Origin of the sequence: Psychromonas arctica, from assembly GCF_036697365.1 — a bacterium.
Lineage (GTDB): Bacteria > Pseudomonadota > Gammaproteobacteria > Enterobacterales > Psychromonadaceae > Psychromonas > Psychromonas arctica_A.
In genome coordinates this window covers 373,040-389,322 of sequence record NZ_JBAHZA010000002.1, presented here as the reverse complement: position 1 = coordinate 389,322, position 16,283 = coordinate 373,040, and the positions used below count along the sequence as shown (strand labels likewise).

15 protein-coding genes and 1 pseudogene are annotated in these 16,283 nt (G+C 36.5%); 12 read left to right on the top strand and 4 right to left on the bottom strand.

The window, feature by feature from the left end:
- Window positions 1-9: 9 nt before the first annotated feature.
- The 9 genes from msbA to V5290_RS03755 all read left to right on the top strand — a co-directional run bounded on the left by msbA (window position 10) and on the right by V5290_RS03755 (window position 10,896).
- On the top strand, window positions 10-1,761 hold the full coding sequence (gene msbA / locus V5290_RS03795; RefSeq protein ID WP_333382050.1) for a lipid A ABC transporter ATP-binding protein/permease MsbA: 1,752 nt from the start codon (window positions 10-12) through the stop codon (window positions 1,759-1,761).
- On the top strand, window positions 1,761-2,735 hold the full coding sequence (lpxK, locus tag V5290_RS03790) for a tetraacyldisaccharide 4'-kinase (RefSeq protein ID WP_333382048.1): 975 nt from the start codon (window positions 1,761-1,763) through the stop codon (window positions 2,733-2,735). Before msbA ends, lpxK begins: the two co-directional genes overlap by 1 nt.
- Complete coding sequence (locus V5290_RS03785; protein ID WP_333382046.1) at window positions 2,729-2,908, top strand: Trm112 family protein; 180 nt, start codon at window positions 2,729-2,731, stop codon at window positions 2,906-2,908. The genes lpxK and V5290_RS03785 overlap by 7 nt, the downstream gene beginning before the upstream one ends.
- Window positions 2,909-2,910: 2 nt before the next feature.
- Window positions 2,911-3,675, top strand: a complete 765-nt coding sequence (gene kdsB, locus V5290_RS03780; RefSeq protein WP_333382044.1) for a 3-deoxy-manno-octulosonate cytidylyltransferase — start codon at window positions 2,911-2,913, stop codon at window positions 3,673-3,675.
- Between the two features lie 32 nt (window positions 3,676-3,707).
- Entirely contained in the window at window positions 3,708-4,643 is a 936-nt protein-coding gene (locus V5290_RS03775) for a hypothetical protein (protein ID WP_333382042.1), read from the top strand.
- Window positions 4,644-4,652: 9 nt separating this feature from the next.
- The gene (locus V5290_RS03770; RefSeq protein ID WP_333382040.1) at window positions 4,653-5,552 is read left to right on the top strand and encodes a DUF350 domain-containing protein; all 900 of its coding nucleotides are present in this window, start codon (window positions 4,653-4,655) and stop codon (window positions 5,550-5,552) included.
- A gap of 34 nt (window positions 5,553-5,586) precedes the next feature.
- A complete protein-coding gene (locus tag V5290_RS03765) occupies window positions 5,587-7,326 on the top strand; it encodes a polyamine aminopropyltransferase (protein WP_416351595.1) in 1,740 nt (579 codons plus the stop codon).
- A 154-nt stretch (window positions 7,327-7,480) separates the two neighbouring features.
- The gene (locus V5290_RS03760) at window positions 7,481-9,220 is read left to right on the top strand and encodes a lysophospholipid acyltransferase family protein (protein ID WP_333382038.1); all 1,740 of its coding nucleotides are present in this window, start codon (window positions 7,481-7,483) and stop codon (window positions 9,218-9,220) included.
- 113 nt (window positions 9,221-9,333) lie between these two features.
- Window positions 9,334-10,896, top strand: coding sequence for a SulP family inorganic anion transporter (locus tag V5290_RS03755; protein ID WP_333382037.1), 1,563 nt, complete (start codon window positions 9,334-9,336; stop codon window positions 10,894-10,896).
- 126 nt (window positions 10,897-11,022) lie between these two features.
- Here the strand turns inward: V5290_RS03755 and V5290_RS03750 are convergent, their stop codons facing one another.
- Complete coding sequence (locus tag V5290_RS03750) at window positions 11,023-11,148, bottom strand: hypothetical protein (RefSeq protein WP_290037898.1); 126 nt, start codon at window positions 11,146-11,148, stop codon at window positions 11,023-11,025.
- 392 nt (window positions 11,149-11,540) lie between these two features.
- Here V5290_RS03750 and pfkA point away from each other — a divergent pair, with 392 nt between their 5' ends.
- The 3 genes from pfkA to V5290_RS03735 all read left to right on the top strand — a co-directional run bounded on the left by pfkA (window position 11,541) and on the right by V5290_RS03735 (window position 13,931).
- The gene (pfkA, locus tag V5290_RS03745) at window positions 11,541-12,503 is read left to right on the top strand and encodes a 6-phosphofructokinase (protein ID WP_290037899.1); all 963 of its coding nucleotides are present in this window, start codon (window positions 11,541-11,543) and stop codon (window positions 12,501-12,503) included.
- Window positions 12,504-12,607: 104 nt separating this feature from the next.
- A complete protein-coding gene (locus tag V5290_RS03740; RefSeq protein ID WP_333382031.1) occupies window positions 12,608-13,207 on the top strand; it encodes a UPF0149 family protein in 600 nt (199 codons plus the stop codon).
- Window positions 13,208-13,217: 10 nt separating this feature from the next.
- On the top strand, window positions 13,218-13,931 hold the full coding sequence (locus V5290_RS03735; protein WP_333382030.1) for a TIGR01621 family pseudouridine synthase: 714 nt from the start codon (window positions 13,218-13,220) through the stop codon (window positions 13,929-13,931).
- 256 nt (window positions 13,932-14,187) lie between these two features.
- Here V5290_RS03735 and xthA read toward each other — a convergent pair whose 3' ends face one another.
- From xthA to V5290_RS03720, 3 genes and pseudogenes are all read right to left on the bottom strand, one after another.
- Window positions 14,188-14,994 carry an exodeoxyribonuclease III gene (xthA, locus tag V5290_RS03730; protein WP_333382028.1) on the bottom strand — a complete coding sequence of 269 codons (807 nt, stop codon included), beginning with the start codon at window positions 14,992-14,994 and terminating at the stop codon, window positions 14,188-14,190.
- 161 nt (window positions 14,995-15,155) lie between these two features.
- Window positions 15,156-15,536: pseudogene (locus tag V5290_RS03725) on the bottom strand (TIGR02647 family protein).
- Between the two features lie 197 nt (window positions 15,537-15,733).
- Window positions 15,734-16,156 (bottom strand): outer membrane protein assembly factor BamE, encoded by a 423-nt coding sequence (locus V5290_RS03720; RefSeq protein WP_333382026.1) that lies wholly within the window; start codon window positions 16,154-16,156, stop codon window positions 15,734-15,736.
- Window positions 16,157-16,283: the final 127 nt, after the last annotated feature.

Here is a 16,283-nt window from a genome sequence, read left to right as displayed (position 1 = left end):
GGTGTATTAATGAAAAACAATAAAGAAAACGCTTGGTCAATATTGAAGCGACTTGTTAGTTATATTAAAGATTTTAAACTAGCTTTAGTAGGTGCCATTATTGGCATGATTGGTTATGCAGCCGTAGATATGGCGTTGATTTGGTCTTTACAACCGTTAATCGATGATGGTTTCACTGGTAAAGACCCTAGCATACTTGAAATGATGCCTTATTTCGTAGTCATCGTGATGGGCTTACGTGGCGTAGCCGCTTTTATGAGCTCATATTGCATGGCTTGGGTGGGTAATAATGTAGTTATGAAATTACAGCGTCAATTGTTTGCGCAGTTAATGTTATTACCTGTTTCATTCTTTGATAGAACAAATACTGGCGAATTATTATCTAAAATTACCTACGACGCTACGCAAGTGTCTAACGCAGCAAGTAATGCGTTAGTTAAAGTGTTTCGTGAGGGCGCAACTGCAATAGGGCTAATTGCATTGATGTTTTACCAAAGCTGGCAGTTATCATTAGTTTTTTTTGTGGTTGGTCCGATTGTTGGTTTAGCCATTAATATTGTGAGTAAACGTTTTAGAAAAATCAGTAAAAATATACAAAATGCAATGGGGACAGTCACTACTTCTTCTGAGCAAATGTTGAAAGGCCATAAAGAAGTATTGATGTTTGGCGGTCAAAAAGTTGAAAATAAAAAGTTTGAAAAAGTCAGCAATACAGTACGAACACAAAAAATGAAAATGGCTAGTGCTAATGCCATTAGTGTTCCTGTAATTCAAAGCTTATCTTCTTTTGCTTTAGCATTTGTATTATACCTCGCGACCTTCCCACAAATTATGGATACTCTATCATCTGGTACTTTTGTTGTGATTATTAGTTCAATGATGGCACTAATGAAACCGATTAAAAGTGTGACTCAAATTAATAATGAAATTCAAAAAGGTATTTCTGCAAGTACTAGTTTGTTTGAAATGTTAGATATGAATGTAGCCAAAGATGAAGGTACATACGAAGTAGAGCGAGTGAATGGTGATATCAGTATAAAAAACGTTGTATTCACTTATCCAAAAGGAGACAAGCCTGCGTTAAATAATGTTAGCTTTGACATTAAATCAGGTCAATCAATTGCATTAGTTGGTCGGTCTGGTAGTGGTAAGTCAACTATTGCTAACTTGCTAACGCGTTTTTATGATATTGATTCAGGTGAAATCTCGTTAGATGGCAAGAATATTGAAGAGTATCGATTAACCTCACTGCGTGATCAAGTGGCAATTGTGTCACAAAATGTACATTTGTTTAACGATACTATTGCAAACAATATTGCTTATGCAAGCGAAGATAAATTTACTGAAGAAGATATTGTTAAAGCCGCTACAACAGCACATGCAATGGAATTTATTAATAACTTTCCTGAAGGGTTGAATACAATCATAGGTGAAAACGGTGCTATGTTATCGGGTGGTCAGCGTCAACGTTTGGCAATTGCTCGTGCATTGTTGCGTGATGCACCTGTTCTTATTTTAGATGAAGCGACTTCTGCGTTAGATACTGAGTCTGAACGTCATATTCAAGCTGCATTAGATGAGCTACAAAAAGATAGAACTTCAATTGTTATTGCACATCGTCTATCAACAATTGAACATGCAGATCAAATTTTAGTGATCGATCACGGCGAAGTAGTTGAAAGAGGTACGCATCAAGAACTATTAGCACAAGGTAAGATTTATCATAGCTTGAGCCAGATGCAATCTTCAGGAGAGTTGTAATGCCTTTTTGGTATCAACCAATGCAATGGTGGGTATGGTTATTATGGCCGTTTGCATTATTAATGCAGTGTATTAGCCTTGCTAGACGTTTTTGCTTCCAACGCGGTTGGTTTAAAAGTTATCAAAGTCCGTTGCCTGTTGTAGTGGTTGGTAATATTTCTGTGGGTGGAAATGGTAAAACCCCTTTTGTTATTAGTTTATGTGAACTACTGATTAAGCATGGTTACAAACCTGGTGTTATTAGTCGTGGTTATGGTGGAAAAGCAGATGCTTATCCTTTAATTGTTAATGAACACACTTCAGGTAAAGAAGCCGGCGATGAACCAATATTAATTTACCAACGTTTACAGATCCCTGTTGTGGTTGACCCTGTTCGTTCTAATGCCGCTGATTATTTGGCAACACAGTGTGACGTGGATGTTATTATTACCGATGATGGCTTGCAACATTATGCGTTGCAACGTGATATCGAAATTGTCGTAGTGGACGGTAAACGTCGTTACGGTAATCAACACATTATGCCGATGGGACCATTGAGAGAGTCAGTGAGTCGTTTAAGTGATGTTGATTTTATTATTAATAATGGTGCTATTCATGAAGGTGAGGCGACTATGATGTTAGTTGCCTCGGATTGTAAAAGGGTCGATGGGGCTCCTGGAAGCCTGTCTAAACAACAAGTTAATGCATGTGCTGCGATTGGTTATCCTCCGCGCTTTTTTAATACATTAGTTGAGCAAGGATTTACCCTCGATAAACAAGTACCTTTCGCTGATCACCATGCATATACTGTTAATGATTTCGTCGAACAATTTGATAATGATAAACCATTGCTTATGACAGAAAAAGATGCAGTGAAATGTACTGCCTTTGCGCAACCAAACTGGTGGTACTTACCTATTGATGGTCAACTGCCGGACACCTTTATTCAACCTTTTTTAAAAAAATTAACGCAGATTAAGGAATTAAAATGTTAGATATTAAGTTATTAGACATCATTGCTTGCCCAGTATGTAAAGGAAAATTAGCTTACGATAAAGACAATAACGAATTAATCTGTAAGTTTGATCACCTTGCTTATCCTGTAAGAGATGGTATTCCAGCTTTATTGTATACTGAAGCTCGAAAAATGAGTGCTGACGAGGAGTAAATATGTCATTTATTGTGGTGATACCTGCTCGCTATCAATCTACTCGATTACCAGCAAAGCCATTAGCTGATATTTTAGGCAAAACTATGATCGAGCGAGTGGCTATTCAAGCCCTCCAAAGTGGTGCTAAAAAAGTCATTGTTGCAACTGACGATCAACGCATTGTTGATGCATTAGTATCAGTTAACGATATTGAAGTTTGCTTGACCTCAGCAGATCATGAATCTGGTACAGATAGGTTAGCGGAGGTCTGTCAGAAATATCAATTTTCTGATCAAGAAATTATTGTCAATGTACAAGGCGATGAACCATTGATACCACCAACTGTCATTAAACAAGTTGCTGATAATTTATATGATAATCAACAGGCGAGTGTTGCTACGTTAAGCGCTCCTATCACAGATCAGGATGATGCTTTTAATGTCAATGCAGTAAAAGTAGTGGCAGATAAAAATAATCTCGCACTGTATTTTAGTCGAGCCACTACACCATGGGATCGCGATAATTTTACAGAGCAAAATAAAAAAGAAAAAAATGTCGATTTAAGTCACTTACAACGACATATTGGCATTTATGCATATCGTGTTAGCTTTTTAAAGCACTACACACAATTATCAGTCTCACCTTTAGAAAGTATTGAAAAACTTGAGCAATTAAGAGTACTTTGGCATGGTTACAAAATTCATGTCGATGTTGCAAGCCAAGTACCGCCTGCAGGTGTTGATACTGCGGAAGACTTACAACGAGTGATTGACGTTTTGTCATAAACTTGAATTAATATTAAGGAATGATAAAGCCTATGAGAGTTTTTCTTATTGTCTGTTTTAGTATGTTGCTAGTAGCTTGTGGCGATGACCGCCCTGAGCGTCTACAAGCAAATATTAAAACAGCAGATTATCTTATTGAGAATTTAGGAACGAATCTAGACACTCAACGTGTTCGTAATGCAATTATTTTGCAGCAATATGCAACATTATTAGAACAACAAAAACCTGATCTAAAACCTTTACTATCTGAATTGTCAAAAGATGCAACGAGAGACGGGCCTATGTACCGTTCTTTGACTGATCGCTTGGCAACATTAAAAACACGACCTGCAGTATTAGGCGATATCGAAGCACAATTATTTGAAAGTGAAACGTTAATTGAAGCCTCTGATCCGACATTGTTCAATGATGCTCTTTCCGACCCTATTAACGTAATCGCAGATATGTCGGATGGTGAATTTGCTCGTGTTAATGCGATTAGCCAGTCACAAAGCTTACAAGCTAATGGTGCTGATGATAATGGAGCAGGTAGCCAGTTGGTAGGTAACCCAGGTTACGGCCAATGGCAAACTAATAGCAGCGGCTTCTCATTTTGGCAGTGGTATGCAGCGTATACTTTGTTCTCAGCTATTTCTCCTCGCCAAATAGGTTATGACCGTTGGTCATCTAGACGTGATTACAGCTACTATAACGATGTTGGTCGTAATCGTTATACTTCGCCTCAACAACGAAAGTCACAAGACGATTTAGCACAGCGTACTAAGAAAAAATTTGGTAATAAAGGTGGCTTTACTAGCCCTTATGCTAAATCTAAAACCGGTGCAAGCCGTATGTCTACTGCTAGTAAACAAGCACAAAAGGCGACCAGTTTTTCAGGGAAGTCGAGTTACTCGAAGCAAAAAAGTTCTTCAAGTAGTTTCAGAAATAGCAAATCGACCACATCTCGTGGCGTTAGTCGCGGTAAATAGGATATTGATATGAATGAATTAATGACAACATTAGAAGTAAATGGCTCGCTGATCGGTTATTTAGCCATTGATATGGCTGTTGCTATCTTATTATTAGGTGGCATTCGCTACGCGATGGGCGTACTGGGTAAAGTAAATACCGCGGATGAATTAGCGCAAAAAGACAACTTTGCTTATGGAATTAGTATGGCGGGTGGTGTTGCTGCTATGGGTATTGCATTAAGTGGTGCAATTACAGGTGAGTTGGCTGGTTCTTATGAAATAGAGTTAATCGGAATGTTAGCTTATGGCTTAGCTGGATTAATTCTGATTAAAGCAGGGCGTTATATCCATGATAAATTTGCCTTGGCATCATTTGATAAGCAAGCTTTAATTATTGATCGCAACATCGCTGTTGCATTAGTTGATGCTGCTTCAGTCATTGCAACTGCAATCGTTGTCCGTGCTGCGATCATGTGGGTAGAGGGGTTAAATGTTGATACCTTTATTGCGCTAGTCGCTGTTTGGGTCGTTTCTCAAGTCATGTTAGTTGTGATCACGCGTTTATTCGAATGGAAGTACGCTAAGAATAACGGTATGCCATTCCAAACCGCATTAGTTAATAACCATATTGCATTGGGTATTCGTTACAGCGGTTACTTGATTTCCACTGCGATGTCAGTTACTGCAGCAAGTTACTTTATTATCTTTGATGTAGATTCATTGTGGATGGGGTTAATGCAGTGGGTTGTTATTAGTATCATTTTGATGGTGCTATTAACAATTTTAACAAGTATTGCAAAATTCCTGGTTTTATGGGGAATTAACCGTCGTGAAGAGGTTGAAGACCAACAAAACATTGGTATTGCTACAATTGAGTTAGCAACTTCTTTCTCTATTGCACTGCTACTAATGGCATTAATGTCTTAATTTTATTGTTTTCAACTTTCTAGGCCATCATTTGATGGCCTTTTTTATAAGTGAATTTAACCGTATGCGCTTCAAGTCCCTCAATAACAAACAAATCAACTTACTCATTGATGATACGTTTTTAATTTTAATAATGGCCACTTTAGCCTGCTGTGGTTTGATCTATGAATATTTGTTATCTCATTATTCTGCGCGTATTTTGGGCAGTGTTGAAACGGTGATTTATGCAATAATCGGGATCATGATTGTATCAATGGGGTTAGGGGCTTTTGCAGCGAAGAAGATAAAAGATGCTTTTCAAGGTTTTGTTTTATTGGAATTAATCGTTGCTCTGATTGGATGTAGTGCGACCTTATTTATCGCCTCTGTCATCGGTTTTAGCCAAACGTTGCCACAGTTAATTGCTGATACTTATCAGATACCTAATGATGTTTTATTGAAAGGAGACTTTCTCGCAACTTTATCTTGGTTAAGTAGCAAGTTACCTTACCTGTTTGCGTTTATTTTGGGTTTTTTGATTGGCATGGAAATCCCTTTAATCGCAAGGATCAGGGAAACGGTTTATGGCCAACGTTTAGCACATAATGCGGGTACTATTTATGGTGCTGATTATATTGGTGCAGGTGTAGGTGCGGCGATATGGGTGTTATTCATGCTAAAAATTGAAATCAGTCAAGCAGCAGCACTAACTGCCTCTTTAAACTTGATTGCCGGTTTTGTATTTTTAATACGCTTTAAAGAGCATCTGAAACATAGAATGAAGCTTATTATTGGACATCTTTGTTTAGGTGTTTTGATCGTGTTTGTATTTATATTTGGTAACCACTGGCAAAAACAGATGCAGAATATGTTGTATTTGGACAAAGTGGTTTATCAGACTCAAACAACATACCAAAATTTGGTCTTCACTGAGCGACTTTTAGGTGGCGGTTATGATCCTATTTATAACTTCTATATAAATGGTCGTTTACAATTTTCTAGCTTAGACGAACATATTTATCATGAGTTTTTAGTTCATCCCGTAATGCAAGCTTCTGCACGTCACCAACATATTTTGATCATTGGTGGAGGTGATGGTTTAGCGCTACGTGAAGTACAAAAATGGAATCCAGAACAAGTCACTTTGGTTGACCTTGATCCAAAACTTATTTCTCTATTTAAATATCCAGAAAAAGTCCTACCGCCTCATTTGAGCGATAAGATCAAACATCTTACTCAAGATAGTTTTAATCAAACTGGCGTAAAAGTTATCAACGATGATGCATTTATTGCGATTGATCGGTTACTCGCAAATAAACAAATCTTTGATACGATCATTGTTGATTTACCTGACCCTAGCCATCCAGATCTAAACAAAATGTACAGTGTTAACTTTTATTATCGTTTGAAAAATTTATTGAATGGTGATGGTGCAATTGTGGTGCAATCGACTTCTCCTTTCCACGCTCAATCAGCATTTATTTCTATTGGAAAAACCTTGCAAGAGGCTGGGTTTAACACCGAGCAGTATCATCAAAATGTACCTTCTTTTGGTGAATGGGGGTGGAGTATTGGTACTAAACGAGGTCAAACGGCATCTCAAAGGTTATCAAGTATTGATAGTCTGACGATTCCGACTAAATGGTTAACTTTACCGTTATTAAAAGGGGCTTTTTCTTTTAATAAAGATTTTTATTTGAATAAAGATAAGGTAAAAGTTAATTATTTGGGCAGTAATATTCTTTATCAATACCATCAAAATGCCTGGGAAGCCGAAACAGAATTTGCTAATTAATCTCAATACTAAAAAATAAAGTCGAATCTTTAAAAATCAATATAATTGAATATATTGCTAAAGTCATTTGTCATCAACAGGTCTTAATTTTGTAACCTCTCTGTCATTTAACCTTTCTATGCTAATTAAAACGGCATAGAAAGGTGATGATAAGATGATTTCAAGTCAAGAGGTGTTTAAGAAGTATTTTCCAAAACTGGTGGAAGATTCATTACAGCATAAATTATTAAGTTCTTTGTGCAAAAACTTACTACATGAAAGCGAGTTTGTTCAATTCGCAGACCGTTACCCAAATCTAAAAGGTTTTGACTTAATCGAGAAAACCCTTGATTACTTTGATTTTAGTTTTGCTACCATTGATAAACAAATCGAGCGTATACCGGTCACTGGACGTGTTGTTATTGTCGCTAACCATCCAATTGGTTCTTTAGACGGTTTAGCGTTATTGCATTTGCTTAAAAAGATCAGAGGTGATGTTAAAGTTGTTGCTAATGAGTTATTGATGGAGATTAAATCGTTGCATGACGTGTTGTTACCCGTCAACAATATGTCGGGTAATACCGCAAAAAAGGATCTTTTAAACATACATGACTTTTTATCCTCTGATGGTGCATTAATCATATTTCCTGCAGGTGAAGTTTCGCGCTTTACAGCAAAAGGTATTAAAGACTCTCCTTGGCAAAAAGGTTTCTTAAAAATTGCATCACGTGCTAAAGCACCTATTTTACCTATACACATCAAGGCTAGAAATTCTTGGACTTTTTATGCGTCTTCTTTCTTTTATAAGCCACTTGCAAGCTTATTACTGGTTAAAGAGATGTTTAAACATAACGAGCAAAGCATCAATGTCAGTATTGGCAAACTAATTCCGTTTGAAAGTTACGGTAAAAGTAAACTATCTACTAAAGTTAAGGTAAATCTATTACAAAAAGAGGTTTATCGCATTGCCAAAGGGCAGCAAAGTTACTTTAAAACAGAATCAGTGATTGCACACCCTGTCCCACGAGTAGAATTAAAGCAAGCGATTGAACAATGTCAGCTATTAGGCAGTACTTCGGACGGGAAAAACATATATCTGTTAGAGAAACCCGAACACGGCATAATTTTAAAGGAATTAGGGCGATGTAGAGAAGTCACTTTTAGAGCCGTTGGTGAAGGAACAGGAGAAAAACGTGATCTCGATAAATTTGATTTTGAATACTTACATATTATTTTATGGGATAAACAACAGTTAGAGTTAGTCGGAGCCTATCGCTTTATCAATACAGCACAATTAATTAAAGGAAAAGCAATGGGGGAGTTATATAGTAGCCAACTTTTTGATTATAAAATGGAAATGCAGCCATATTTTGAAAAAGGCATAGAGCTTGGCCGGAGTTTTGTACAACCACGGTATTGGGGAAAGCGCAGCCTAGACTATTTATGGCAAGGAATCGGTGCGTATTTAGCAATGAATAGTGATATTCGGTATTTATTTGGTGCTGTTTCTTTGACTGCTTCTTTACCCAAAAAAGCACATGCTTATTTAGTATATTTTTATCAATTATATTTTCCATCACAAGCAGAGTTGGCAATAGCAAAAAATGCCTATTCGATTTCAGAAGAATTGGATAACGAGTTATTAGAATATTTTACCGGTGATGATTATGAAAAAGACTTTATGAAATTAAAAACTATGATGAATAATATGGGAGTGAGCGTACCAACTCTGTATAAGCAATATACCGAATTATGCCATGAAGGTGGCGTACAGTTTGTTGATTTTAATATTGATCCAGAATTTAATCATTGTATTGATGGTCTAGTCATCGTTGATTTAACTTACGTAAAAGAAAAGAAAAAATCTCGTTATATTGACCTTCACCTGAATGAAAGCCTAAGCGCAAATAAGTGATTTAAATGGTCGCTTAATTAACAGGACAATTAAAATTTGTTTGTTTTGCTGTTACTTCAAATGGAGGCTATAATATGCGCCCTATATTTTACCCCTAAAAAGGAACAACAGCGGTGTTTGAATTCCCCCAAATTAATAAAAGCAGTGTTAAAAATGATGTGCTTTCAGGTTTAACAGTTGCTCTTGCACTGGTGCCTGAAGCAGTGGCCTTTGCCTTTGTGGCTGGTGTAGAACCAATGATTGGTTTATATGCCGCATTTATGGTTGGTTTAATTACCTCTATTTTTGGCGGTCGTCCTGGCATGATTTCAGGTGCAACTGGTGCTATGGCTGTAGTCATGGTGGCACTAGTTAGTTCTCATGGTGTTGAATACTTATTTGCAGCAGTACTACTAGCGGGTTTATTCCAGATTTTATGTGGAGTATTGCATTTTGGTAAGTTTATTCGCATGGTGCCTCATTCAGTAATGATTGGCTTTGTGAATGGTTTAGCGATTGTTATCTTTTTAGCTCAGCTAGGGCAGTTTAAAGTAAAAGATGCAGCAGGCAACCTAAGCTGGTTACAGGGTAATCCGCTTTACATTATGCTAGGACTGATTGCTTTAACTATGGCGATTATCCACTTTTTACCTAAGTTAACTAATGCAGTGCCTTCTACATTAGTGGCGATTCTAGTGGTGACACTTTTAGTTTATTTCGTACCTGCACTAGAAACACGTACTGTATTAGATTTTCTACAAAGTATGACCGGTGATGAAAACGCAACAATTGCAGGAACGCTGCCAACATTTGCACTACCAGTAGTGCCGTTTAATTTAGAAACATTACAGGTTATTTTACCTTACTCACTAATTTTAGCTGCGGTGGGTTTAATCGAATCGTTATTAACATTAACAGTCGTTGATGAAATGACTGGTACTCGTGGTCGCCCTAATAAAGAGTGTGTCGCGCAGGGTGCTTCGAACATGGTGAACGGCGTGTTTGGCGGCATGGGTGGTTGTGCGATGATTGGTCAGTCGATGATCAATATTAACTCTGGTGGTCGTGGTCGTTTATCTGGTATTACAGCAGCATTAGCGTTGTTAGCATTTATTTTATTTGCTTCAGATTTAATTGAAATTGTACCACTCGCAGCATTAGTGGGTGTCATGTTCATTGTTGTGCTTGGAACGTTTGAATGGGCTTCATTCAAAATGATGCGTAATGTTCCAGTAAAAGATGCATTTGTAATTGTATTAGTAAGCACAGTAACTGTATTTACAGATTTAGCAATTGCTGTATTTGTTGGTGTTATCGTATCGGCATTAGTGTTTGCATGGGAACATGCTCGCCATATTCATGCTAACGTTGAAGAAAATGCAGATAAAGGTGAGAAGTCTTACAGTATTAACGGTCCATTATTCTTTGGTTCAGTGAGTAATTTCTTAGAATTATTCGACGTGAAAAATGATCCACGCCATATTGTCGTAGATTTTGCAGCTTGTCGTGTTGTTGACCATTCTGCTATCGAAGCAATCAGTGTGCTAAATGAGCGTTATGTGAAAGAAGGTAAGAAACTACATATTCGCCACCTTAGTAAAGACTGCCGTAAATTATTACATAAAGCAGGTGTATTAGTAGAAATGAACTTAATTGAAGATCCATCTTATGCTGTGGCATCTGATAAGCTTGGTTAGTATCATTGAACAAACTAATAAGTAAGATTCTAAAGCAGGTTTTATAACCTGCTTTTTTGTATCTGTTCGAAAAGGTATTACGGGAAAGGGATAAGGTTTAAGAAACCTTGTGATATTAATAAATTTTTATCGAGTTGATTGTCTAATTGGGCGATATTCAGCATCGCATTTAGGGCTGAGTTGAGTTGACTTTGGGTTCCACACAGAAAACCAAATATGTTTGTTTCTTAACGTTTTCTTTTTACTTTTCATCTTCTTCTCCTTTTATTTATTAAATACAATATAGTCTACTTATTGCATATTTGTGACAATTTAAAAAAGATTACTGATCCAGATTAATAAAAAAGCAAAGAAAGACCTTTTTACTAAGAAAATGCATAATATTGTTATTCTACAGCGTTCAGATATTGTATGCTTGATATACGAAGTATCAGAGGTTGTTTACATGAAAAACCAATGATTAAATAATAGCTATTTTAATAAAGAATGATGTGGTTTAGGACGTTTACTTTCTACAGGTTGTGTAGAAAACTACATTTAATTTGAGTTAAAATAAAAAGTTTTAATTTAAAGATGACTATTATAGGTTTATTGGCAAAAGGCTTATGATTTTTATCAATTAGTGTAATTGGTTGAGGTAAATTGTGATTAAAAAAATTGGTGTACTTACAAGTGGTGGCGATGCGCCTGGTATGAATTCTGCAGTGCGAGCAGTGGTACGTACTTGTCTATCTCACAATATCGAAGTTTTCGGTATTTATGATGGTTATGCAGGATTACATGCAGACAAAATTGAACAAATGGATCGCCATTCTGTATCTGATGTTATCAATCGTGGCGGCACCTTTCTAGGGACTGCACGTTTCCCAGAATTTAAAGAAGAAAGTGTTCGTAAAGAAGCGATTAAACAATTAGAAAAACATGGTATTGAAGCATTAATCGTAATTGGCGGTGATGGTTCGTACATGGGTGCATTAAAATTAAGTGAAATGGGTTACCCATGTATTGGTATTCCTGGCACGATTGATAATGATATTGCAGGGACAGATTTTACGATTGGTTTCATGACTTGTTTAAATACAATCGTTGATGCGGTGGATCGTCTTCGTGATACTTCTTCATCTCATAACCGTATTTCTATTGTAGAAATGATGGGTCGTTACTGTGGTGATTTAACTTTATGGGCTGCTATTGCTGGTGGTAGTGAATACGTTATCGTACCAGAAGTTGATTTCGATGAAGATCAATTAATTGAGCAAATTCAATTAGGTGAAGAAAAAGGTAAAAAGCACGCGATAGTTGCAATTACTGAGCATATTACTGATGTAACAGCATTAGCAAAACGTATTGAGCAAAGAACAAAACGCGAAACACGTGCTACAACCTTAGGGCATATCCAACGTGGTGGAGCTCCGATGGCATTTGACCGTATTTTAGCAAGCCGTATGGGTGCTTATGCAGTTGATTTATTAATGGCAGGTAAGAGTGCTCGTTGTATCGGTATTAAGTGTGGTGAGATGGTTGACCATGATATTATTGAGTGTCTAACTGAAATGAAGCGTCCATTCCGTCAAGACCTTTACGATCTATCTAACGTATTATATTAGGACTTAATAGCTAATATACATCTTTATAGATATGTCGATTAAGCCTACTTTTAAGTAGGCTTTTTTATTCATACTATTTATATTTCACATTACTAGGAGTTAATATGCCCGATAATCAAAAAAAGGTGTTATTTGATTTTATCGAACTAAATGGCCAATTAAATTCAATTAAAGGATTACATACTAGTTATTATCAAATTGGATTTATCTGTAGTGTGCAAGCCTTACCTGAGTTATTGGACTTGGATCAGTGGTTAAGTTATCTATGGAAGTCTAATGCTGAAATGAGTTTTGATAATGAACAGCAAGCAACTGATTATGCTCAAACGATTATAGCCTTAACTAATGAAATTCAAACGGCTTATCAAGAAGCGATCCCACTAAACGGATTACAATGCCATGATTGGTTAACTCCTAATAAGCAGTTAAGTGAACAAGGAATACAATTTGCGAGTGGCTTTTTAGCTGCTGTTGAAATATTTAATGAACAATGGACAACGGTGGAGGGCGATAGTAATAGTGAAAATATTTTACAAACAACTATCTTATTATTAACCAAACTGGCCCCAGCAGATGCGAGCGACCCACAATTCTTGGCTATTGTTGATCAATTACCTGAATACCATGAAATATTAGCAATTTTACCACAATTATTAAGTAATTTAGCTTATAGTGCGGCCCAGAATTTAGTCTTTGATGAATAACAGGGTAGCCATGATAGGAACAGTCTCAGAAGAAAATATATATTTTTCAGTTGTATCAGACGAAGATGATTTTGTGGTCATTAACAAACGTCCTGGTATTAACTTCCATAGTGAAGATGGTGAGTATGGCGTAGTCGTAGCTGCAGAAAAATACTTTGGGCAGAAGTTATTTAGTGTGCATCGTTTAGATAAAATGACCTCGGGTATTCTATTACTGGCTAAATCATCAGTTGCTGCAAGCCGATTGTCCGAGTTATTTAAAAATCAAGATATTCAAAAATTTTACTTAGCCATTGCAGATAAAAAACCTAAAAAAACTCAAGGATTAATTAAAGGTGGAATGGAAAAGTCTCGCCGTTCCATGTGGAAATTAACTAGAAATACTGAGAATTTAGCGATCACGCAGTTTTTTAGTTATTCATTAGGAGAAGGTAAACGCTTGTTTGTGGTTAAACCTAAAACAGGGAAAACACATCAAATTCGTGTGGCATTAAAAAGTATAGGCAGTGCGATTTGTGGTGATCCTATTTATGCAACGGAAGATGCGCACCGCTATGACCGTGGTTATTTGCATGCTTTTCAAATTCAATTTGTCTATCAAGAACAGGCATTTAACTTCAGCGCTACGCCAAGTTTAGGTGAGTTGTTTCATTTACAAGCTTGCCAAGAAAAATTAGCAGAGTTAGAAGATTGTAATACATTAAAGTGGCCTAAGAAAACTTAGTTATACCAATTATATTAAATAAGTGATCTAAATTTTACGCAGGAAAAATGACTGAGTTCAAGGCGTAATTTAAGTTAAGTAGTTGTTCTGCTTCCGAAAATTACAACGAAGAAATAAGTTATTTTAATAAGTAAAATAGATCAGTTAATTAGTGTGATTGGTATTATTTTTTAGGCTTAAAAAATAAAGGCTCAAATATCACTTAAATGATAGATAATTAAGTGATATTTGGACCTTTGAGTATTAGGTTTTCGGGTTAAGCAAATTCGGTCCAGATTGGAGCATGATCTGAAGGTTTATCAATACCTCTAAGCTCATAATCAATATCTGCTTCAACAGTTTTTTCTGCTAATGCAGGCGTTGCTAGTACTACATCAATACGTAAACCACGGTTATCATCAAATCCACGTGAGCGATAATCAAACCAGCTGAATTTTTGATCTTCTTCCGGGTGTAATAAACGGAATGTATCGGTAAAGCCAAAACTCATCAGGGTTGCAAGCCATTCGCGTTCTTCAGGTAGAAAACTACATTTTTTGGTTTGTAACCAACGCTTGGCATTTGCTTCTCCAATACCAATGTCTAAATCTAATGGTGAAATATTAATATCACCCATCACGATCACATTATCTTCAGCTGTATGGTTTTCATTTAAGTATGTATTTAAATCTTGATAAAACTGGCGTTTATACGGGTATTTTGTTTCATGTGTTTGGTTTTCTCCTTGTGGGAAGTAACCATTAAGAATGCGCACTGGCTGCCCATCTTCATCAGGCACTGTCACCATTATCATGCGTTTTTGATGCTCTTCATTATCCGTAGGGAAACCGTATTGCACATCAGTAGGTTTTTGCTTACACAGCATAGCAACACCGTAATGTGCTTTTTGGCCATGATAGTACACGTGATATCCCATTGCTTCTACAGCTTCAACAGGAAACGCATCATTGTGTACTTTGATCTCTTGAAGTCCAATTACATCAGGTTGATGTTTATCGATTAGTGCTTGTAATTGATGTAGGCGTGCGCGAAGCCCGTTAATATTAAATGAGATAACTTTCATAGTGAGGATAGCCTTTACAGAATCAAAAACGATAAATGTACCTTGTTGTTAACATTTACTCAACTAAGACCGTTAAGATAAACCTCAATAAATAGCCCGCTTACTCATCTGCTACACAAATAAGGTGGAGATTGGTGAGCGGCTAACCCACCATATTGATATTAATAATGTAATGCGATGAGTAGGCGATGGAGGCGATCTGCAGTTTCTAAACCACTATCAGTTAAATAACCTCCGTCTTTTACTCATCTGCTACACAAATAAGGTGGAGATTGGTGAGCGGTTAACCCACCATATTGATATTATTAATGTAATGCGATGAGTAGGCGATGGAGGTGATCTGCAGTTTCTAAACCACTATCAGTTAAGTAACCTCCGTCTTGCTGGGATATTAACCCTTTATCAAATAATGATTGTGCTGCTTTAATGACGCTTGGGTCAGCCTCTTTATGAATTTTTAACCCTTCCAGTTGTGAAGTTTCAGGGAATTTCGCGAGTAGTTTTATTTCATCTAAAAAGGTATCAGAATAATTTTTCGTCATTATTTAGCTCACTTCTATTGTTAATAAGAGTTTTCATCATAGTCAGACAAATATAAAAGGCAAAAGCTAATAGAGGGGAGTTTGGCGTAGATCAATTCTTGAAAGAATTCCTTAATTAATAGTGATGTAGCGCACTGAAATTAAATAAGGTTGGTTACAAGGAGTGTTAAAAACACTCCTTGTAACTAGTGTGATTATTATTCGGTAGTTGGAGCGAATTTAGTATCACCAGTTTGTGTCGCTTCGTTAGGTTCTTTTTTAACTTTAGGGTTCTTGATAAGTGGATTTTCTTGATCAATATTGTCACTAGTGATGCTAGTTAGTTTATTCCCATCAAAAGTAAGCAATATCTGTGATTGCTGAATAGGCTCGCCACCTGGTTTAATATAACGTATGTAATACCACTTTGACGTATCGAACTGATCAATTAACATAGGTGATCCTAATACAAATACAATTTGCTGTTGAGTCATTCCTAATTCAACTTGTGCTAATTTTTTATCGTCTACATAATTTCCTTGTACAACATCAATCTGATATACAAAGGTATTGTACAAATAAGAACACCCTGAAAGTGAGAAAGTAATCGCAAGGCTGGCAAGTATTTTTTTAATAGTCATGGGCTCATCATTAATTAAGTGATAAATAATTTGAGTTTGATGATACCCAAGCAAAGCTAACAAGTAAAAATATTAGGGAAGAAATTTTGTGATTCTTATTTATAAAGTAAAACTTATAGCAAAATTG

Bases quoted from the DNA above. Each gene is read 5' to 3' on its own strand.
- msbA (WP_333382050.1), top strand. From the start codon at position 10: ATGAAAAACAATAAAGAAAACGCTTGGTCAATATTGAAGCGACTTGTT.
- lpxK (WP_333382048.1), top strand. From the start codon at position 1,761: ATGCCTTTTTGGTATCAACCAATGCAATGGTGGGTATGGTTATTATGG.
- V5290_RS03785 (WP_333382046.1), top strand. From the start codon at position 2,729: ATGTTAGATATTAAGTTATTAGACATCATTGCTTGCCCAGTATGTAAA.
- kdsB (WP_333382044.1), top strand. From the start codon at position 2,911: ATGTCATTTATTGTGGTGATACCTGCTCGCTATCAATCTACTCGATTA.
- V5290_RS03775 (WP_333382042.1), top strand. From the start codon at position 3,708: ATGAGAGTTTTTCTTATTGTCTGTTTTAGTATGTTGCTAGTAGCTTGT.
- V5290_RS03770 (WP_333382040.1), top strand. From the start codon at position 4,653: ATGAATGAATTAATGACAACATTAGAAGTAAATGGCTCGCTGATCGGT.
- V5290_RS03765 (WP_416351595.1), top strand. From the start codon at position 5,587: ATGGCCTTTTTTATAAGTGAATTTAACCGTATGCGCTTCAAGTCCCTC.
- V5290_RS03760 (WP_333382038.1), top strand. From the start codon at position 7,481: ATGATTTCAAGTCAAGAGGTGTTTAAGAAGTATTTTCCAAAACTGGTG.
- V5290_RS03750 (WP_290037898.1), bottom strand. From the start codon at position 11,148: ATGAAAAGTAAAAAGAAAACGTTAAGAAACAAACATATTTGGTTTTCT.
- V5290_RS03740 (WP_333382031.1), top strand. From the start codon at position 12,608: ATGCCCGATAATCAAAAAAAGGTGTTATTTGATTTTATCGAACTAAAT.
- V5290_RS03735 (WP_333382030.1), top strand. From the start codon at position 13,218: ATGATAGGAACAGTCTCAGAAGAAAATATATATTTTTCAGTTGTATCA.
- xthA (WP_333382028.1), bottom strand. From the start codon at position 14,994: ATGAAAGTTATCTCATTTAATATTAACGGGCTTCGCGCACGCCTACAT.
- V5290_RS03720 (WP_333382026.1), bottom strand. From the start codon at position 16,156: ATGACTATTAAAAAAATACTTGCCAGCCTTGCGATTACTTTCTCACTT.